Source organism: uncultured Sphingosinicella sp. (assembly GCF_963974575.1).
Classification (GTDB): Bacteria; Pseudomonadota; Alphaproteobacteria; order Sphingomonadales; family Sphingomonadaceae; genus Sphingosinicella.
The window spans coordinates 1-19,341 of sequence record NZ_CAXBBQ010000016.1 but is presented as its reverse complement, the minus strand read 5'-3'; the positions used below and the strand labels follow the sequence as shown (position 1 = coordinate 19,341).

Here is a 19,341-nt window from a genome sequence, read left to right as displayed (position 1 = left end):
CGCTGCGCCCGCCAAGCCCAAGGGCAAGCCGGGTCCGAAGCCGAAGACCGCCGCTGCGAAGCCGGCCGTAAAGGCACCGGCGAAGCCGAAGGGTAAACCCGGTCCGAAGCCGAAAGCTGCTGCCGCGAAGCCTGCAGCCGCTGCGCCCGCCAAGCCCAAGGGCAAGCCCGGTCCCAAGCCGAAAGCTGCTGCTGCGAAACCGGCAGTGACGGCGGCTCCGACCGCGCCGAAGGCGAAACCGGGTCCGAAGCCGAAAGCGGCCGCTGCGAAGCCTGCCGCGGCTGCGCCCGCGAAGCCGGCCGCGCCTGCGGGCCTTGCGCCACGCCGTCGCGGACCGCGTCCGTCGTCGCGGCCTGCGCCGAAGAAGTAAGCGTTAGAACAAGAATGGCCCGGCGCGTTTCGTATCCACGACGCGCCGGGCTTTTCTTTTGTCCTCGTATTTCCTGCGAAGCGGCCATGCGCTTCGACGAAGGACGCACCTCCCCCCGCGCAATCGCCGAAAGAATGCGCTATTGTGGAGGCCAATGAACAGGTCGTTGCTAAAAGGCGTGCTCGCCAACGATTCGGCACGCACAGCCATTCAGTCGATTTTCGGCTTCTGGCTCTTCTATTTCCTCGTCGTCACGCTCCGCGCCTTCGCGCTCGGTTTCGAAGACCTCATCGCGATGGCTGGGCGCCGCTCCGTCGTTACGATCATCGGGATGACGATCAGCTGGGCGCTCTACCTTGCGCTCGCCCCGCTCGAAAAGGCGCCCTTGCGCAGGCGCGCGCTGATGATGTTCCTGCTCTGCGTGCCCGCTGCCGCGCTGTTCACCACCTTCAATTTCTACACCTTCTACGTCTACGAACCGCTGCCCTCCGTTGCCGAGGATCTCGCGCACAAGGAACGCTCGCTCGCGATGCTGCTGGCGATCATCTTCGAAGGCACGGTCACCTGGTTCTTCTTTTTCGCAGCGTGGGCGGCCTTCCATCTGGCGCTCGGCTACGCGGCCGATGCAGCGAAAGCCGAACGCCGCGCCGCCGCCTTCCGCGAGGAAGCGCAGGCCGCGCAGCTCCGCGCGCTGCGCTATCAGATCAATCCGCATTTCCTTTTCAACACGCTGAACTCACTCTCCTCGCTGGTCCTCACCAATCGCAACGACGAGGCGGAGCGGATGATCCTGAACCTCTCCACCTTCTTCCGCGCGAGCCTCACCAGCGACCCGACCGAGGACATTCCGCTCGCCGACGAACTCGATCAGCAGCGTCTCTATCTGGAGGTCGAGCGCGCCCGCTTCGGTGACCGCCTCGAATTCGATTTCGACATCGACCCCGAAGCCGAACGCCAGCGCGTGCCCAGCCTCATTCTTCAGCCGCTCATCGAAAATGCCGTGAAATACGCGGTGTCACCTTCAAACGCGCCGGTGTGCATTCGCGTGAAGGCGAGCCTCCACGATGCGATGCTCCACATCGTGGTGGAGGATGACGGCGCATTCGCCGCGCCCCAGGCGCAGGTGGATGGCACCGGCACCGGCCTCAACAATGTCCGCGATCGTCTGCGCGCGCGCTTCGGAGATGCCGCGGCGTTCAAGGCCGGCCCTTGGCCCGGCGGCGGCTTCCGCGTAGATATTGCCATCCCCGTGAAACGACCGGTGTCCTGATGTCCGATAGTCCTCTCCGCACGCTGGTCGTCGACGACGAAGCCATGGCGATCGAGCGTATGCAGGTTCTGCTGTCGCGTTTCGATGACGTCAATCTCGTTGGAACCGCCAGCACCGGCGGGCAGGCGCTGCGGCTCATTGAGGCGCTCGCGCCCGATCTCCTGCTGCTCGATATCTCGATGCCCGGGCTCGACGGCATCGGCGTCGCGCAGGCGGTCCAGCGTCTGCCGCAGCGCCCCGCCGTGGTGTTCGTCACGGCATTCGATCAATATGCCGTCACCGCGTTCGATGTCGCGGCTGCCGATTATCTGCTGAAGCCGGTTGATCCGGCGCGCCTCGGCAAGGCGCTGGCGCGCGTGCGCGAGCTGCGCGTGAACGCCCCCGCAGCGCCTGCGGAGGATGATGGCTACGTCAAGGAATTCTGGGTTCCGCATCGCTCGGAAATCATCCGCGTCGATGTCGATACGATCGATATGGTCGAAGCCGAGCGGGACTATATGCGGCTGCACACCGCCGACCGCTCGTTCCTGCTCCACCAGACAATCAAGGAGCTGGAGCGACGGCTGGACCCGGATCTCTTCATTCGCATCCACCGTTCGAAGATCATCCGGCGGGACCGCATCAAGGGCCTCGTCCATCTCGGCTACGGCGTGTGGTCGGTCGATCTCGGCGACGGCGGCGACCACCGTATCGGGCGTACTTATCTCTCCGACGTGAAGCGCATCACGGCCAAATAATCACGGCGCAAAAAGAAAGGGCGGGCACCCCTGGGACGTGGTGCCCGCCCTGGTGGCGGCATCTGGGATTGCCGCCGGTTATGGCATCGCGATCGTGATCGCCGCGCCGGCGTTCGCAGCGACCTGCGTGCCGGCGTTGTTGATCGCGGCGGTGATCTGCGGCTTGGCGCTTGCGATCGCGGCATTGCGGCATTCCATCGACAGCAGGTCGCGGCGCAGATCCTGGCGTCCGCCTTCGAAGCACATCGCGTGGGCAGCGCGGCGCACGCGGCTGTGCAGCGTCTTCACGCCGTCGTCGCTGGCAAGGTTCAAATCGCCGTATTGCACATGGGCAACCGGGCGCGCCATGTTCGCTTCGACGACGGTTTCATCCATGGCATAAGCGGCGGGAACGAAAGCGGCAGTCGTCATTGCGGCGGCGAACGCAATCGCGCTGATCTTCACGAGGGTCATCACAACGGTCCTTCCTGTTTCGCCTGTGGGAGGCGGAGAATTTCTGGCTGCGAACCGGGAACGTCGGGACTTGCTGGGACTGTGGGGTCCGTCGCTCCCGATCCGCATCCTGTTGTTACCCCGCTTCGTTTGCCGCCGCCGCCCTGCTTCGATTTCCGGTGAAGGTCGCTCGACGAACGATCATTGCTGCCGACGAACGGCTGACGGATGTGGACGAAAGTCGCTATGTGTCAAATCGGTGAAACATCGGCTGCTCATAGACGGGCGGCGAACATGGAGATCGGACGGGTATGAGCAAGGCGAAGAAAGGCGGCGGTGCGGTCTCCGCAGTGAACGATGATCTCCGCCGCGAGATCGCCGAGGCGCTGCTTGGCGATGAAGACCCCGCGCGTCTCGCACAGCGGATCGCGAGCCGGGGCATCGGTCACGCCCTCGCCGTGTCGGAAATCGAGCGCGCGCGGAAGAGCCCCTATCTCGCCGCTGGGGAGCGGCTGCGCGCCCGCCTCCAGAAGCGCGACTGGTTCCTCGCCAATTATGCGAAGCTCGCCGCGCCCGCCTCGGGCGAAGTGCCGCGCGTCCACGCGATGCCCGCGGAAACCTTTTACACAGATCATTATACCGCGCATCGGCCGGTCGTGCTCAGCGGCCTCGTCGATCACTGGCCCGCGATGAAGCGCTGGTCGCTCGATGATTTCGAAGCCCGCGTTGGCGAGGCGCAAGTCCGCGTGCAATGGGCGCGCGACGCCGATCAGGACTACGAGCGCAATTCAGACGCGCACGGCGCCGTCCGCCCGCTTCGCGAAATCATCGCCCGCCTGCGCGCCAGCGAGACCGCGCCGACGAACGATTTCTACGTCACCGCGAACAACCACACGCACAACCGTGATGCCCTCGCCCCGCTCTACGGCGACACCGGCCCCCTCCCCGGCTACCTCGCCGAACCCGGCGGCCCCGGCGGTTTCCTCTGGATCGGCCCCAAAGGGACGATCACCCCGTGGCACCACGATCTCACCAACAATCTTCTCTTGCAGATTTCAGGCCGCAAGCGCGTGCGCCTCGTCTCCAGCCACCACAGCGCGCAGATGCGCAACAGCCGCCACTGCTTCAGCGACTGGGGCACGCAGCCCCTGGAACCCGGCCCCGGCGACGACACCCACCCACCCGTGATGATCGCCGAGATCGGCCCCGGCGAAGCGCTGTTCCTCCCCGTTGGTTGGTGGCACTATGTCGAAGGGCTCGACGTCACGATCGGCATGAGCTTCACGAACTTCGCCCGCGATAATGATTTCTGGTCGCACTATTCGACCTACGGGGCGGTGTAGGCTCCGCTTTCGCTCACGGCCCGCAGCGCCGATCCGACGAAGAAGCTGATCTCCATGGGGCGGCTGATCAGATAGCCTTGCGCCTGCGCGCAGCCCTGCTCCTGAAGCAGCGCGAGTTGGTCCATGGTTTCCACGCCCTCGGCAACGACCTGCAGTTCGAGCCCGCGCCCCAGCGAAATCACCGCTTCGACGATCGATCGGGCGTGGCTGTTGGTCAGCATATCGGCAACGAAGGAGCGGTCGATCTTCACCTTGTCGAAAGGGAACTGCCGGAAATAGCTGAGACTCGAATAGCCCGTGCCAAAATCGTCGAGCACGATCCGCACGCCCAGCGCGCGAATGCGGTTGAGTAGCGCCACCCCGCGCACGGCATCGTCCACGAGCACGCCCTCGGTGATCTCCAGTTCCAGCCGGGCGGGGTCGATGCCGCTTTGCCCGACCACCCGCTCCACCATCGCGGCAAGGTCGCCGTGCGCGAACTGGAGCGGCGACACGTTTACGGAAAGATGCAGCGGCGGCACCCACGACGCCGCATCGGCGCACGCCTTCGTCAGCACCCATTCGCCGAGCTGGATGATGAGCCCGCTGGCTTCGGCCATCGGGATGAAATCGTTCGGCATGACGAGGCCGCGCGTCGGATGCTGCCAGCGGATGAGCGCCTCGAAGCCTTCCACCTGACCGGTCACAAGGCTGACCAGTGGCTGATAATGCAATTCGAGCCCGCGCCCCCCGGCCATCAGCGCCTTTCGCAGGTCTGCCTCGAACACAAGGTCGTACCGGACGGCCTGATCGAGTGCCTCGGTGAAGACGCGCGAGCAGCCCCGGCCGTCGCCCTTGGCGCGGTAGAGCGCGACATCGGCCCGCCGTTGCAGCTCGACCTCGTCGAGACTCTCCGGCCCCGCGAAAACAACGCCGATCGATGCGCTCACCGAAACCTGCACCCCGGAAAGCTCGAACGCCTGCGATGCGGCGGCAAGGACGCGCCGGCAGAGATCTTCCGCGACCTCCTTGTCGGCGGCATGGGGAAGCAGGATCGCGAATTCATCGCCGCTGAGACGCGCCACGGTGTCGGAAGCGCGGACAATGCTCGAAAGCCGCGCGCCGAATTTCTGGATCAGTTCGTCACCGGCCTGGTGCCCGTGAATATCGTTCACCGCCTTGAAGCGGTCGAGATCGATATAGAGCAGCGCATAGCTCTGCACGCTGCCCAGCAGGGCCTGTTCGATACGTTCGGTCAGAAGCGCGCGGTTGGGCAGCCCGGTCAGCGCATCGTGAAAAGCCAGATAGTGGCCGTGCGCCTGCGATTCGCGGTAAGCTGTAATGTCGGTGACGACGCCGACGAGATATTCGGCATCATCCAGCTGCACGAGGCGCTTGCGCGTAATCACGCTGCGGACGCGCCCGGCGGCATCGGTGATCTGCTCCTCGTTCTCGTCATCGCCGTTGCCGGTGAAGACGCGATCATCCGCGTCGTGGAAAACGCGCACCTCGTCGGCGGGGAACAGGGTGTTGTCGGGATAATTGAGCAGGCTCTCGCGGGAGTGGCCGAAGAAATCGCAGGCGCTGGAGTTCAGCATGACGATCCTGTGCGCCTTGTTCTTGACGAAGATCGGGCTGGGAATCACATCGATGATCGCCTGAACATGGGCAGCCCTGTCGTATCCCTCGGGGCTATTGAGCATGGGCAGTCGTGGTGGGAAAACCGATGGTCCAAGTCGTGCCCGGCATTGCCGCGATGGAGACGGTTCCGCGAACCTGTTCGACAAGGCGCTGCACCAGCCCAAGGCCGTGCCGCTTGCTTTCGGCGTTGGGCGTGAAGCCCGGTCCGTCGTCGCTTACCGTCAGCGTTGCGCGGTCTCCGTCCTGGCGGTGCAGCGTCACGGAAATCGTACCCCTGCCCTTCGGAAAGGCATGATCGTAGCTGTTGGTCACAAGCTCCGCGACGACGATGCCGAGCGCTGTCACCGTGTCGAGATCGAGCAGAACCTCCTCGCAATCGCACGACAGCGTGATCCCGCCGTCAGGCGCATTCTGAATGTCCGAAAGATTGTTGCACAGCGCGCTGACATAACCGCCGAAGTCCATCGTTCGCGTCATTTCCGCGCCGAGCAGCTGATCGTAGACCTGCGCCAGCGTGGAAACTCGGCGCGCGATCCCGCGGATTCCTCGCTGCCCGCTGCTGTCGACCGTCTCGTCCAGTTGCCGGCTCAGCATCCCGTAGACGAGTTGCAGGTTGTTGCGCACCCGGTGCTGCAGTTCTTCGGCAAGGACCTTCTTCTGGTCCAGCAGGCGGTCCTTTTCCTCGACCAGCCCCTTCATCCGCGCGATCGTGGTCTGCAGAAGCGTGGTGCGTTCCGACGTCGCCACGGCTTCGGCCAGCACATTGGCGAAGCCCGTGAGGAAGTCGATGTCGTGCTGGTCGTAGTCGTGCTGCTGGTCGTTATCGATTTCGAGGATGCCGTAGGGCTGTTCGGTGCTGCCCTTGATGACGACGTCGATGGTCGAAACGATGCCGTGCTCGTCATAAAAGGCAGGCAGTTCGAACTCCTCCTCTTTCTGCAGGTCATCGCAGATCGAAGGTTCGCCGGTCACGAAGGCGCGCCCCTGCGGCGAGGTGGTGTCGGCGGATGAGACGACATGACCGACCACCCCCTCGGGCCAGCCATAGCCCGCTTCGACGAGCAGATCGTTTTCTTCGGGACGGTATCGGCAGACCTTGCAAAAAGGCACGCTGAGTCCATCGGCGCAAACCCGTGCAGCCTCCGTCAGCACCGCCATCAGGTCGCTTTGCCGAAGCGCGAAGCTGCCGAAGCGCGCAATCGCCGCCTGTTGGCGCAGGAGTTTGCGAACCATGGCGGCGTCTTCAGTCACGCGGTTGCCCCCATGGAGCCGGCCGCGGGTGAAGGCAGAACATGGAAGCCGCGCGGAAACGGCGCCATCGCCGTACCGTTGGCAACGATGCCCGAGACGAGCTCCAGTCCGCGAATAAGGTCCGAGGCGCTGTAAGGTTTGATCAGGCACGCGTGGCCGTCGTCCGTGGTGAGGCGCACCTGCGAGATGTTGCCGGTGGCATACAGAATGCCGAGTTCCACGAAAGGGCTGAGCTGCGCCGCGATCTCCGTACCCAGCCCGCCATCGGCAAGCCGCAGGTCGATAAGCGCAAGGTCGGGATGATGATGACGCGCGAGCGTCACGGCCTCGCCAACGGTGCGGGCAATGCCGCAAACCTCATATCCGCTCCCGGCGAGAAAATCCTGCGCCATATCCGCGATCATCAGATTGTCTTCGGCAATGAGAATCTTCAGCACCGGTGCCCTCCTGGACTGAGGCCGGACGATAGACATCGCAACTCACAGCCTAAGACGCAACGCACCAACGCGGAAAAAGGCTACAAATATTTTGGCCAAACAAAAATTTACTTCTGATTATTATCACAAAATCGGAAATTCCGCCAGATTTGCTCCCAATCGGCTGCAAAATTCAGAGATCATTCTCTTGTGATTTTGCATAATATTCAGGAAAAGCAGGGGCGTAATCATAACAAGCAGAAGTTTGGCGTGTACGGCCAATTGAACTTCGCTGCCGGCCTCCTACGCCTGTGATTCAACAAGTCATGCCGGCGATTCGGTGCCCCGGTCTTACGGAGCATGGCAGATACTGCTTGTGCGGGCTCTTCGGCCAATAATCACCGCGCATGGGCAGTCCGGCCAATCTTGGAAGCGGAAGTATCCGCTTGCCGGGGCCGCCGTCACCCAATCGTTACCGCCCCGTCATCCCCCCGACGCACCCAATGGTTAACGATTAGCCATCGACAACCACCGACCGCCATCCCGCGCGTCGGCCGCAACAGGGACATTTGCGATGCGTCATTTCCTTTCCGTCGCCGCGCTGGCGATGCTCGTTTCCACCGGCGCCGAGGCCGGTCTCGTCAAGGTCAGCTTCACGGGCACCAATTCCAGCCCCGTCGCGCCCAACGTGTTCGGCACTGCCGTGCCCACGATCACCGGCTATGTGATCTACGACGACGCGACCGCAGGCACCCCCTTCGTCGTCAACGCCACCCGCTCGGCCTACAACTACGCGGGCGCCATCAAGGAGGTCGGCTTCGATCTCGGCAGCGGCATCGGCGGCACCGCGAGCGGCGATCTCGGCTCGATGCAGGTCTCAGATCAGTTCACGGTCGGGCAGGACCGGCTGTCGTTCAACAATATCTTCCTCACGCCGTCGCAGACGACGGGCGAGCCCGCCGGCACCGTCCGGTTCCAGGTGACGATCGGCATGTCCGGCCCCTTCTCCGCGCTCTCCACCTCGGACCTCCCCGGCGTGTTCGATCCGGCGATCTTCACCGGCCAGAAGAACTTCTCGCTGTTCGTCAATCGCGGCACCGGCGCGCCGCCCGCAGGCGCCGTCAGCTTCAACTTCAACTTCGACAGCGTGACCGTGGAACCCTACGGCACCGACGTTCCCGAGCCTGCCACGCTGGCGCTGTTCGGCCTGGGCGCCGCCGCCGTCGGCCTGCGCCGCCGCAAGACCGCCTGACCTGTTGCCCGAAACGGCGGATCGGAGCGCACGCCCGATCCGCCGTTTCCCGTCCTTGCCAAGCGCGCCTGCTGTCCCCATCTGCTGTCTTCCCCCGGCGCCGTTTTGCGGCTAGTGTCCGACCGGAACAAACAGGAAACGACAGCCCTCCTTATGCTGACCCACATTTCGATCCGCGGCGCGCGCGAGCATAACCTCAAGAACATAAGCCTCGAGATTCCGCGCGAAACGCTGACGGTCGTCACGGGCCTGTCCGGCTCCGGCAAGTCGTCCCTGGCCTTCGACACGATCTATGCGGAAGGTCAGCGCCGCTACGTCGAGTCGCTCTCCGCCTACGCGCGGCAGTTTCTGGAGCTGATGCAGAAGCCTGATATCGATCATATCGACGGCCTCTCCCCCGCCATCTCCATCGAGCAGAAGACCACGTCGAAGAACCCGCGCTCGACCGTGGCGACCGTCACCGAGATCTACGACTATATGCGGCTCCTGTGGGCCCGCGTCGGCATCCCTTATTCGCCCGCCACCGGAGAGCCCATCGCCGCGCAGCAGGTCAGCCAGATGGTCGACCGTGTCATGGCGATGCCCGAAGGCGCGCGGCTCATGTTGCTCGCGCCCGTCGTGCGCGGCCGCAAGGGCGAGTACCGCAAGGAAATCGCCGAGTGGCGGCGAACCGGCTTCCAGCGCGTGAAGATCGACGGCACCGTCTATCCCATCGAGGACGCCCCCGCGCTCGACAAGAAATACAAGCACGACATCGATGTCGTCGTGGACCGCTTGGTCGTGAAGGAAGGCCTCGAAACCCGCCTCGCCGACAGTTTCGAAACCGCGCTCGGCCTCGCCGATGGGCTGGCGGTCATCGAGATGGTGGATGGCGGCGAACGCATCCTGTTCTCGCAGAAGTTCGCCTGCCCCGTTTCCGGCTTCACGATTCCCGAAATCGAGCCGCGCCTGTTCTCGTTCAACTCCCCGCACGGCGCCTGCCCCGCCTGCGACGGCCTCGGCGAGAAGCTCTATTTCGATCCCGAGCTGGTCGTGCCGAACCAGAACCTCAGCATCGAGAAAGGCGCCGTCGTGCCGTGGGCGAAGTCCAACCCGCCCTCGCCCTATTACATGCAGGTGCTGCGCTCGGTCGCCCGCGCCTATGATTTCTCGCTGCGGACGCCGTGGAACGAGTTGCCGGAGGAAATCCGCGACGTCGTGCTCACCGGCACCGGCGGCATCCCCATCACGCTGCGCTTCGAAGACGGCCGCAAGAGTTACGAGGTCAAGAAGCCCTTCGAAGGCGTCATCAACAATCTCGATCGCCGCTGGCGCGACACCGACAGCCAGTGGATGCGCGACGAGCTTTCGCGCTTCCAGTCCGCCGCGCCCTGCGAAACCTGCAATGGCGCCCGCCTGAAACCCGAAGCGCTCGCCGTGAAGATCGCGGGCGAGACGATCGCAGACGCCGTGCGCCGCCCGGTCGGCGACGCCTTCCGCTGGGCGAAGGTCCTGCCCGCCAAGCTTGGCGACCAGCAGAACCAGATCGCCGAACGCATCCTGAAAGAAATCGTCGAGCGCCTCGGCTTCCTCGACAACGTCGGCCTCGAATATCTGAATCTCGATCGCAAATCGGGCACGCTCTCGGGCGGCGAGTCTCAGCGCATCCGCCTCGCCAGCCAGATCGGCAGCGGCCTCTCCGGCGTGCTCTACGTCCTCGACGAACCCTCGATCGGCCTCCACCAGCGCGACAACGACCGCCTGCTCGAAACGCTGAAGCGCCTGCGCGATCTCGGCAATACCGTCCTCGTTGTGGAGCATGATGAAGACGCCATCCGCACCGCCGACCATGTGATCGACATGGGGCCCGGCGCGGGCGCGCACGGCGGGCAGGTCGTCGCGGAAGGCACGCTCGCCGACATCCTCGCCAACCCGAACAGCCTCACCGGCGATTATCTTTCCGGCCGCCGCGCCGTGCCGGTGCCGGAGGTGCGCCGCAAGGGGAGCGGCAAAAAGGTCACCGTGAAGGGCGCACGCGCGAACAATCTGAAGGACATCAGCGTCTCGATTCCGCTCGGCACGTTCACCTGCATCACCGGCGTTTCGGGCTCGGGCAAATCCACCTTCACCATCGACACGCTCTACGCCGCCGCCGCGCGCGCGCTGAACGGCGCCCGCGTCGTCTCGGCGCAGGTCGACGATGTGAAGGGTCTCGAACATCTCGACAAGGTCATCGACATCGACCAGTCGCCGATCGGCCGCACGCCGCGTTCCAACCCCGCCACATACACCGGCGCCTTCACCAACATCCGCGACTGGTTCGCGGAGCTGCCGGAGTCAAAGGCGCGCGGCTACAAGCCCGGGCGCTTCAGCTTCAACGTGAAGGGCGGCCGCTGCGAGGCGTGCAAGGGCGACGGGATGCTGAAGATCGAGATGCACTTCCTGCCCGACGTCTACGTCACCTGCGACGTCTGCAAGGGCAAGCGCTACAACCGCGAGACGCTGGAGGTGAAGTTCAAGGGCAAGTCGATCGCCGACGTGCTCGACATGACGGTGGAAGACGCCGCCGAGTTCTTCAAGGCCGTCCCCGCCATCCGCGACAAGATGAGTATGCTCGTCGAAGTCGGTCTGGGGTACATACACGTCGGCCAGCAGGCGACGACGCTTTCGGGCGGCGAGGCGCAGCGCGTCAAGCTCGCCAAGGAACTCTCGCGCCGCGCCACCGGCAAGACGCTCTACATCCTCGACGAGCCCACAACCGGGCTTCACTTCGAGGACGTCCGCAAGCTCCTCGAGGTGCTCCACGCGCTCGTCGAGCAAGGCAACAGCATCGTCGTCATCGAGCACAATCTCGAAGTCATCAAGACTGCCGACTGGATCATCGACCTCGGCCCCGAAGGCGGCAACGCGGGCGGCAATGTGGTCGCCGAAGGCACGCCCGAAACCGTGGCAAAGGTCGCAGCCAGCTACACCGCCCGCTACCTGAAACCCCTCCTCGAAAAGAAACCCCTCGCGGCCCCGATGCAGATGCCGAAGCCCAAGGCGAAGCGAAAATCGAAAGCGGCGGAACTGGCGCTGGAGGGCGAAGCCGCCGAATAGCGGTCAGGCTGCCGCGCCGAGCAGTGCGCCGAGTGCAGTGCGCCTGCGCGTGATGTCGGCAAGCGAATAGCCGTCCAGCACGGCCATGAACGCGCCGAGCGCTTCGCCGAGCGCGCCCGAAAGGCCGCACGCGGGTGCGACGACGCAGCGTCCGCAGTCGGCAAGCTCGTCCTCGCCTTCCGTATGGCGCACGAGTTCACCGATGCCGATCTCCGCCGCGGGCCGCGCCAGCCGTATCCCGCCAGAGCGCCCACGCTCGCTCGCGACATAGCCGGCGTTCGCGAGATCGTTCACGATCTTCATCAAGTGATTGCGCGAAATGGCATAGGCACCGGCAATCTCGCCGATCGAGCACAGCCGATCCGGATGCACGGCAAGGTGCATCAGAACCCGCACCGCATAGTCTGTATATCGCGTCAGCCGCATCGCCGCTGTCCCCTGCCATTTCGTCGCACGGTCATTATATGCATTTTAAATATATCTTTTAAAGCCCATGATCACCTTGTGCGAAAAAACGAGTCGGAGCCACCGAATGGATATCGACGAGGACGAACTGAAGACGCTGGTCGATCTGTTCTACGCGCGCGTGCGTGCAGACGCGGAGCTTGGCCCCATCTTCAATGATACTATCGAAAACTGGCCGGAACATCTTGAAAAGCTGGCGGCTTTCTGGTCGTCGGTGATGCTGACGAGCGGGCGCTACAAGGGCAATCCGATGATGGCGCATCTGAAGCATGTCCGCCGCATCACCCCCGCGCTGTTCGATCGCTGGCTTGCGCTCTGGGCACGAACGACAAGCGATGTCATGTCGCCCGCCGCCGCCGCAGCACTGCAGGAGAAAGCGCAGCGCATCAGCGAAAGCCTTCAGTATGCGCTGTTCCACCGGCCCGGCGCGGGCGCGCGGCAGGTCGCCTGAACATGTCAGCCCCCTATCGCTCCACGCCAGTGTTCGACGAGCATACGCTGCCCGATGCGCTGCGCAGGCGCCACAATACGAAGACGGGCGTCTGGGGCGTCGTTCGGGTGTTGGAAGGCCGCCTCAAGCTCACCTGGCTCGATCCGCCGTCAGACGTGGTGCTGGAAGAGGGCGGATCCGGCCTGCTGCTGCCGCAACAGGATCATTTCGTCGAACCCCTGGGCCCGATGAAGATGCGGGTCGATTTCTACGATACGCTCCCCGATCTGAAGCCGTGACAAGGGCCGATTGACTGACAGCCCGCGCCCGGCGAGGGTGCACGCCATGAACCCTTCCCCCTTCAGCGGCGTGCAGATCGCCGACATCGGCCACGCCGTTCAACTCGCGATCGCGCCCGTGTTCCTGATCGCAGGCATCGGCGCGCTGCTTAACGTGATGGCGAACCGCCTCGGCCGCGTCGTGGACCGCGCCCGCGCGCTCGAACGAGACATCACAGGCTACGACGAGACGATGCGCAGCCGCGCGATGGCCGAGCTTGTCGTACTCGATCGCCGCATGGTGCTCGTGCACTGGGCGATCTACGCCTGCGTGGCGAGCGCGCTTGCGATCTGCCTCGTCATCGGCGTGCTGTTCGTGGGCGATCTTGCCGACGCGTCGGTGGGCACGATCGTCGCGGCCCTCTTCCTCGCCGCGATGGCGCTCATCGTCACCGGCCTCGTGATCTTCCTAGTCGAAACCGGCATCGCCACGCGCTCCGTCCGCGTGCGCCAGGAAGTGCTGAAACGCGAAGTGGAATAACCTGAGAACGCGACGAAACGGGTCGCAAAGCCGTTCAGGCCGTGACGAAAATGGTGGATTTCGAGAACCGGCGCGCAGCGCACATCAGTACGTGAGCACCGGAAGCGCAGAAAGCCGACGTTTGCAGCCCGGCATGGACGGCTTTGCGACCCGTTTCAAAGCAAACGGGGGCTGACCTTTCGGCCAGCCCCCACTCGCTCCGTTGGTCCTGCGCCATTAGCCATGCGGCTGATGTTCAGGCTTCGGGGCTTGCGTCTCCGTCGGTCCCGGGGGGATCGGCCGGTTTCGCATTTCGATGCCGTTCGCCGGGGTCCATCCACGTCGCCTATGCTTCGCACGGGCGGGCTTTCGGGCCGGGGGTTCCGGTATCGAGGACCATCGGTATTTCCCGTGGGCTTCGCTCTCGCGCCGCATACAGGGAATGAACCGCGACCCTGGTGGTTTTCCGGGGATTTCCGCCCGTTTCCGGGCTTTCACCGCCTTCCGACCACGCATTGAAGGTCTCACGAATCTGTGAGTCGCCAAAGCGAAAAATGATCGGCCCAGCCTGTGGATAACGGGGATATCGGGGATAAGAAGGGCAGATTCGCCCAAACTGGAAACGCCCCACGCCGCATAGGGGCGCAGGGCGTTCCTGTAAAGCCTTGAATATTACGTGATTGTCGCGCGCCAGGCTTAGCCTTGCGCCGGAACCACAATGCCGTTGACGACGTGAACGACACCGTTCGAGGCCTTAACATCCGGCTTGGTGATGTATGTCGCATTGCCCTGGCTGTCGGTCAGCTTGACGATGCCGGCGTCCAGCGTGGCGGTCAGCGTGCTCCCCTGCACGGTTTTCACTTCAGCCTTGCCGCCGCCCGCTTCGATCGCCGCGACCACATCGGCCTGCGACATTTTTCCGGGGATCACGAGATAGTTGATCAGGCCCGAAAGCTGCGCCTTGGCATTGGGCTGCATCAGCTGCTGCACCGTCCCCGCACCGAGCCGCGCAAAGGCGTCGTTGTTCGGCGCGAACACCGTGAAGGGTCCGGGCTGCGAGAGATCGTCGACCAGCTCAGCCGCCTTAACCGCCTGCGCAAGCGTGCTGAGTTCGGGCGTCGCGAGCACGTTTCCAACAACCGATGTCGGATCGACCGCGATCGCGGCTGCAACCGGTGCTGCAGCCTCGGCTGGCGCAGCCGCGGTTGCGGCGGGTTCCGTCGTAGCGGCTGGGGCGGCGGGCGCGGGCGCGGCGGCCGTCTCGGCAACCTGTGCCGTGGCCGGCGCTGCGAGAAACGCGGATACGGCAACAGTCTTCAGAAACATGGAAATCTTCATTCTTCTCCCTCTCGGTTTTGGGCGGTACTCACCCCTCGACTTAGCAACTGCAACATAGACGGAAGGTTCCGCTGAAAACCGCCGCAGAGAACAGCCTGTCCCGGCTATGGCTCAACTCGTCCCGAAATGTTGCAGTGCAGCAAAAACGGAGAAAGGCCGCCCCGGATGGCTCCGGAACGGCCTTTCAACATGGGTCAGCGGCCGGCAATCCGGCCCGGGAACCCGTCTAATCCTTAGGCGAAAGCCCTAGGCGCGATACCCCCGAACGAACTGAACCGACCCCATCGCTGAACCATGAGACATCGGTCACCTCCTTTCGCGCTTGTTGAACTCGATTCGAAAGATGGTGACAAAATCGCGATCCTGCAAGCATCAAAAAGGCATGTCCCTTCGCCTCGTCTTGGTCTAGGCAGCGCGCCATGTCGGTTTTCGAGGCCCTCGCCAGCGATCTTCAGCGGCTCGACGCCGCCTCCCGCCGCAGACGGCTGATACCGCGCACGGGCACGGACTTTTCCTCAAACGATTATCTCGCGCTTGCGGGCGATCCCGCGCTTGCCGCAGCCGTGGCAGAAGCGGTCACGCGCGGGGTTCCCGCCGGGTCGGGCGGCTCGCGCCTGCTGCGCGGCAATCACGCGGAGCACGAAGCGCTCGAAGCCGAAGCCGCGCGTTTCTTCGGCGCCGAAAGCGCGCTGTGGTTCGCGACCGGCTACACGGCCAACTCGGCGATCGTCTCGACGCTGCCCCAGCGCGGCGACCTCGTCGTCTACGATGAACTCATCCACGCCAGCGTCCACGAGGGCCTGCGGCTGACGCGCGCCGAAGCCGTCGCCGTGTCCCACAACGACGTCGATGCCTTCGCCGATGCGATTGCCGCCTGGCGCGCACGCGGCGGCGCGGGCCGTACCTGGATCGCGGTGGAAAGCCTCTACAGCATGGACGGCGACCGCGCCTCGCTCGCCGAACTCGCGGCGCTCGCCGATGCGAACGACGCTGTTCTCATCATTGACGAAGCGCACGCGACGGGTGTGTTCGGCGCGGGCGGGCGCGGGCTCGCCGCTGCGCTCGAAGGCCGCGACAACGTCATAACGCTGCACACATGCGGCAAGGCGCTCGGCTGCGAAGGCGCACTCGTCTGCGCACCCGCTGTCGTCAACGACTTCCTCGTCAATCGCGGACGCGGGTTCATTTTCTCGACCGCGCCTTCGCCGCTGATGGCGGCGGCGGTGCGCGCGGCGCTGCGCATCATCGAAGCCGCCGACGACCGCCGCGCGAAGCTTGCCGCGCTCATCGCCCATGCGGAGCATCTGCTCGGCCCGCACGGTGCGCTGCTTTCCGGCTCGCAGATCATGCCCGTCATTCTCGGCGACGATGCGCGCACCATGCGCGCCGCCGCCGCCGTGCAGGCCGCCGGCTTCGACGTGCGCGGCATCCGCCCGCCCACCGTGCCCGCAGGCACATCGCGCCTGCGCATCACGCTCACGCTGAACGCCACGCAAGACGATGTTTCGGCGCTCGCCGCCGTTCTTCAGGACGTGCTTGCGTGACCCGCATCGTCGTCACCGGCACCGACACCGGCGTCGGCAAGACAGTGTTCGCCGCCGCGCTCACCGGGGCGCTTCGCGCGCATTACTGGAAACCCGTGCAGGCAGGCCTTGAAGACGGCAGCGACGCCGAAAGCGTCGCCGCGCTGTCGGGCCTTCCGGCGGATCACGTCCTCCCCGAAGCCTACCGCCTCACGACGCCCTGCTCCCCGCACCGCGCCGCCGAGCTCGACGGCATCGAGATCGATCCCGCCCGCCTCGCCCTCCCCGCGCACGACCCGCTCGTCGTCGAGGGCGCCGGCGGCGCGCTCGTGCCCGTCACGCGGAGCCTGCTCTACGCCGACATCTTCGCCCGCTGGGGCCTCCCCGTGGTCATCGTCGCCCGCACCGAGCTCGGCACCATCAACCACAGCCTGCTCACGCTCGAAGCCCTTCGCGCCCGCGGCGTCCCCATCCTCGGCATCGCCTTCTCCGGCGATGCGAACGAAGACAGCGAAGCCACCATCTGCGCCATCGGCAAGGTCAAGCGTCTCGGCCGCCTTCCCCACGTCCCCCTCACCGCACCGTCTCTGTCGTCCACCTTCGCGTCCGCCTTCCGGCTGGAGGATTTCCGATGACCTCGCCCGTCTGGCACCCCTTCACGCAGCACGGCCTCGACGAGCCGATCCCGCGCATCGTTCGCGCCGAAGGCTGCGCCCTCTACACGGACGACGGCCGCCGCATCATCGATGCGATCTCCTCGTGGTGGGTGACGACGCACGGACACTGCAACCCGCGCATCATGGCCGCCATCGCCGAACAGGCGGGCAAGCTCGATCAGATGATCTTCGCGGGCTGGACGCACGCGCCCGCCGAAACCCTCGCCGCCGCGCTCGTCGAAATGCTCCCCGCCCCGCTCGCGCACGTCTTCTTTTCAGATAGCGGCTCCACCGCCGTCGAGGTCGCGCTCAAGATGGCGCTCGGCTACTGGCGGGATCGGGGCGCCCGCCACCGCATTCTCGTCATGGAGCACAGCTACCACGGCGACACCATCGGCACGATGTCGGTGGGCGAACGCGGCGTCTACAACGCGGCCTACGCGCCGCTCCTCTTCGACGTCGGGACCGTCCCCTTCCCCGCCGCCGGGCGCGAGCAGGAAACGCTCGACGCGCTCGAACATCTCTGCCGCACGCAAAGCCCCGCCGCCTTCATCGTCGAACCGCTGGTGCTCGGCGCCGGCGGCATGATGATGTACGGCCCCGAAACGCTCGCGGAGATGCACGCCATCTGCCGCCGCCACGGCGTCCTTTTCATCGCCGACGAGGTGATGACCGGCTGGGGCCGCACCGGTACATTGCTCGCCTGCGAACAGGCAGGGATCGTCCCCGATATCCTCTGCCTCGCCAAGGGCCTCACCGGCGGCGCCGTGCCGCTCGCCGTCACGCTCGCGACCCCGCCGATCTTCGAGGCGCACCTGTCGCAGGACCGCGCCAAGCTCTTCTACCATTCGTCCAGTTTCACCGCGAACCCGCTGTCCTGCGCCGCCGCCGTCGCCAACGTCGCGATCTGGCGCGAGGAGCCGGTGCTCGAACGCATCGCCGATCTCGCCCGCCGCCAGAGCGCGCACCTCGCGAACCTCGCCGCCCACCCCCGCATCCGCAACGCCCGCCAGATCGGCACGATCACCGCGGTCGAGGTGGAAGACACGAAGGGCGACTATCTCTCCGCGCTCGGCCCTCGCCTGCTCGCAGCATTCCGCGATCGCGACGTGCTGCTCCGCCCGCTCGGCAACACCGTCTATCTGATGCCGCCCTATTGCACAGACGACACGGATCTTTCCCACATCTACGAAGTTATCGACGAGGCCCTGGCCGAATAGTTTACGCCTGCGCGGCAAGCGGATACCTTCGCCGCACAAACAACGGGGAGACGATCCATGCGCTGGCGCGGCCGCAGAATGAGCGACAACGTCGAGGACCAGACCGGGCGCGGCGGCATGGGTTTCCCGATGGGTGGCGGCAGGCTCCCGATCGGCGGCAAGGGCGGCCTTGGCTGCGGCGGTCTCGTCATCGTCATCGTGCTGGCACTCGTCTTCGGCGTCGATCCGATGCAGCTCCTCGGCGGCCTCTCGCAGCAGGGCAGCGTGCCAACGCAGCAGCAAGCCCCCGCGACGCCCGGCGAGGGCCAGGGCTGCGAACGCACCGATCTCCACCGCTTCTCCTGCACCGTCCTTGCCGACACCGAAGACACGTGGAACCGCATCTTCCAGCAATCCGGGCAGGACTATCCGGAACCAACGCTCGTCTTCTACGCAGGCCGGGGCCAGTCCGGCTGCGGCGCCGCGCAGTCCGCCACCGGCCCCTTCTATTGCCCGGCCGACCAGAAGATCTACATCGACACCAGCTTCTTCGATCAGCTCGAAAAGCAGCTCGGCGCGGGCGGCGACTTCGCGCAGGCCTATGTCATCGCGCACGAGGTCGGTCACCACGTCCAGACGATCACCGGCCTCTCGAACGACCTTCGCCAGCAGCAGGCGCGCGTCAGCAAGGCGGAAGGCAACGCGCTTCAAGTGAAGATGGAGCTACAGGCCGATTGCTACGCCGGCCTCTGGGCGCGCACCGTGCAGCAGCAGCTCGAACCCGGCGACATCGAAGAAGCTCTCACCGCCGCCAACGCCATCGGCGACGACCGCCTGCAACGCCAGTCGCAGGGCTACGTCGTGCCCGACAGCTTCACGCACGGCACCTCCGCGCAGCGCATGGCATGGTTCAAGCGCGGCTACGACACCGGCGATCCGAACCAGTGCGACACGTTCTCAGCGCGGGAGCTTTAAGCAACAAGCGCCTCCAGTTGCCTATTTTCAGGATGAAGGCATAGTAACTTCACAAACGATATTTGCATGAACCAGACACGCTGAGGAGACTTTCGAAATGCGGACTGGAGCATTACTATTCCTTGCCGCCACACTAGGCCGCGTTGACAAAAGGGATTCCCAATCCGGTCGGTTTCTGATTCAGAGCT

At 64.9% G+C, this 19,341-nt stretch carries 19 protein-coding genes; 13 read left to right on the top strand and 6 right to left on the bottom strand.

Annotation, left to right across the window (positions count from 1 at the left end):
- From AAC014_RS17945 to AAC014_RS17935, 3 genes are all read left to right on the top strand, one after another.
- Nucleotides 1-370 (top strand): hypothetical protein (locus AAC014_RS17945; RefSeq protein ID WP_339711396.1); only part of this gene is annotated, 370 nt, incomplete at its 5' end.
- 154 nt (nucleotides 371-524) lie between these two features.
- Nucleotides 525-1,640, top strand: a complete 1,116-nt coding sequence (locus tag AAC014_RS17940; protein WP_339711394.1) for a histidine kinase — start codon at nucleotides 525-527, stop codon at nucleotides 1,638-1,640.
- Nucleotides 1,640-2,377: a LytTR family DNA-binding domain-containing protein gene (locus tag AAC014_RS17935; protein ID WP_339711392.1), complete on the top strand. Its 738-nt coding sequence runs from the start codon at nucleotides 1,640-1,642 to the stop codon at nucleotides 2,375-2,377. Before AAC014_RS17940 ends, AAC014_RS17935 begins: the two co-directional genes overlap by 1 nt.
- Nucleotides 2,378-2,455: 78 nt before the next feature.
- Here the strand turns inward: AAC014_RS17935 and AAC014_RS17930 are convergent, their stop codons facing one another.
- A complete protein-coding gene (locus AAC014_RS17930) occupies nucleotides 2,456-2,830 on the bottom strand; it encodes a UrcA family protein (RefSeq protein ID WP_339711389.1) in 375 nt (124 codons plus the stop codon).
- Nucleotides 2,831-3,120: 290 nt separating this feature from the next.
- Between AAC014_RS17930 and AAC014_RS17925 the strand changes: the two genes are divergently transcribed.
- Complete coding sequence (locus AAC014_RS17925) at nucleotides 3,121-4,152, top strand: cupin-like domain-containing protein (protein ID WP_339711386.1); 1,032 nt, start codon at nucleotides 3,121-3,123, stop codon at nucleotides 4,150-4,152.
- Here the strand turns inward: AAC014_RS17925 and AAC014_RS17920 are convergent.
- The 3 genes from AAC014_RS17920 to AAC014_RS17910 are packed head-to-tail and all read right to left on the bottom strand — an operon-like array spanning nucleotide 4,137 to nucleotide 7,460.
- Nucleotides 4,137-5,834: an EAL domain-containing protein gene (locus AAC014_RS17920; RefSeq protein WP_339711383.1), complete on the bottom strand. Its 1,698-nt coding sequence runs from the start codon at nucleotides 5,832-5,834 to the stop codon at nucleotides 4,137-4,139. The two genes, AAC014_RS17925 and AAC014_RS17920, sit on opposite strands and share 16 nt — an antisense overlap.
- Complete coding sequence (locus AAC014_RS17915) at nucleotides 5,824-7,023, bottom strand: histidine kinase dimerization/phosphoacceptor domain -containing protein (RefSeq protein WP_339711380.1); 1,200 nt, start codon at nucleotides 7,021-7,023, stop codon at nucleotides 5,824-5,826. Before AAC014_RS17915 ends, AAC014_RS17920 begins: the two co-directional genes overlap by 11 nt.
- Nucleotides 7,020-7,460, bottom strand: a complete 441-nt coding sequence (locus tag AAC014_RS17910) for a response regulator (protein ID WP_339711377.1) — start codon at nucleotides 7,458-7,460, stop codon at nucleotides 7,020-7,022. Before AAC014_RS17910 ends, AAC014_RS17915 begins: the two co-directional genes overlap by 4 nt.
- 553 nt (nucleotides 7,461-8,013) lie before the next feature.
- On the opposite strand from AAC014_RS17910, the gene AAC014_RS17905 reads away from it, so the two are divergent.
- Nucleotides 8,014-8,691 (top strand): PEP-CTERM sorting domain-containing protein, encoded by a 678-nt coding sequence (locus AAC014_RS17905; RefSeq protein WP_339711374.1) that lies wholly within the window; start codon nucleotides 8,014-8,016, stop codon nucleotides 8,689-8,691.
- Nucleotides 8,692-8,844: 153 nt separating this feature from the next.
- Nucleotides 8,845-11,769: an excinuclease ABC subunit UvrA gene (gene uvrA / locus AAC014_RS17900; RefSeq protein ID WP_339711372.1), complete on the top strand. Its 2,925-nt coding sequence runs from the start codon at nucleotides 8,845-8,847 to the stop codon at nucleotides 11,767-11,769.
- Between the two features lie 3 nt (nucleotides 11,770-11,772).
- On the opposite strand, the gene AAC014_RS17895 is transcribed toward uvrA, so the two are convergent.
- Nucleotides 11,773-12,195, bottom strand: a complete 423-nt coding sequence (locus AAC014_RS17895; RefSeq protein ID WP_339711370.1) for an Rrf2 family transcriptional regulator — start codon at nucleotides 12,193-12,195, stop codon at nucleotides 11,773-11,775.
- 106 nt (nucleotides 12,196-12,301) lie between these two features.
- Here AAC014_RS17895 and AAC014_RS17890 point away from each other — a divergent pair, with 106 nt between their 5' ends.
- The 3 genes from AAC014_RS17890 to AAC014_RS17880 are packed head-to-tail and all read left to right on the top strand — an operon-like array spanning nucleotide 12,302 to nucleotide 13,483.
- Complete coding sequence (locus AAC014_RS17890; protein ID WP_339711367.1) at nucleotides 12,302-12,685, top strand: group III truncated hemoglobin; 384 nt, start codon at nucleotides 12,302-12,304, stop codon at nucleotides 12,683-12,685.
- A 2-nt stretch (nucleotides 12,686-12,687) separates the two neighbouring features.
- Nucleotides 12,688-12,963 (top strand): DUF1971 domain-containing protein, encoded by a 276-nt coding sequence (locus AAC014_RS17885; RefSeq protein WP_339711365.1) that lies wholly within the window; start codon nucleotides 12,688-12,690, stop codon nucleotides 12,961-12,963.
- 46 nt (nucleotides 12,964-13,009) lie between these two features.
- The gene (locus AAC014_RS17880) at nucleotides 13,010-13,483 is read left to right on the top strand and encodes a DUF2721 domain-containing protein (protein WP_339711363.1); all 474 of its coding nucleotides are present in this window, start codon (nucleotides 13,010-13,012) and stop codon (nucleotides 13,481-13,483) included.
- A gap of 675 nt (nucleotides 13,484-14,158) precedes the next feature.
- Here AAC014_RS17880 and AAC014_RS17875 read toward each other — a convergent pair.
- Nucleotides 14,159-14,800 carry a fasciclin domain-containing protein gene (locus AAC014_RS17875; RefSeq protein WP_339711360.1) on the bottom strand — a complete coding sequence of 214 codons (642 nt, stop codon included), beginning with the start codon at nucleotides 14,798-14,800 and terminating at the stop codon, nucleotides 14,159-14,161.
- Nucleotides 14,801-15,219: 419 nt separating this feature from the next.
- Between AAC014_RS17875 and AAC014_RS17870 the strand changes: the two genes are divergently transcribed.
- Genes AAC014_RS17870 through AAC014_RS17855 form a run of 4 tightly spaced genes read left to right on the top strand, consistent with a single transcriptional unit; the run spans nucleotide 15,220 to nucleotide 19,153 of the window.
- On the top strand, nucleotides 15,220-16,344 hold the full coding sequence (locus AAC014_RS17870; RefSeq protein WP_339711358.1) for an 8-amino-7-oxononanoate synthase: 1,125 nt from the start codon (nucleotides 15,220-15,222) through the stop codon (nucleotides 16,342-16,344).
- A complete protein-coding gene (gene bioD / locus AAC014_RS17865; RefSeq protein WP_339711355.1) occupies nucleotides 16,341-16,958 on the top strand; it encodes a dethiobiotin synthase in 618 nt (205 codons plus the stop codon). The genes AAC014_RS17870 and bioD overlap by 4 nt, the downstream gene beginning before the upstream one ends.
- Nucleotides 16,955-18,199, top strand: a complete 1,245-nt coding sequence (locus AAC014_RS17860) for an adenosylmethionine--8-amino-7-oxononanoate transaminase (protein ID WP_339711353.1) — start codon at nucleotides 16,955-16,957, stop codon at nucleotides 18,197-18,199. Before bioD ends, AAC014_RS17860 begins: the two co-directional genes overlap by 4 nt.
- A 57-nt stretch (nucleotides 18,200-18,256) precedes the next feature.
- The gene (locus AAC014_RS17855; protein WP_339711350.1) at nucleotides 18,257-19,153 is read left to right on the top strand and encodes a neutral zinc metallopeptidase; all 897 of its coding nucleotides are present in this window, start codon (nucleotides 18,257-18,259) and stop codon (nucleotides 19,151-19,153) included.
- The last annotated feature ends 188 nt before the right edge of the window (nucleotides 19,154-19,341 follow it).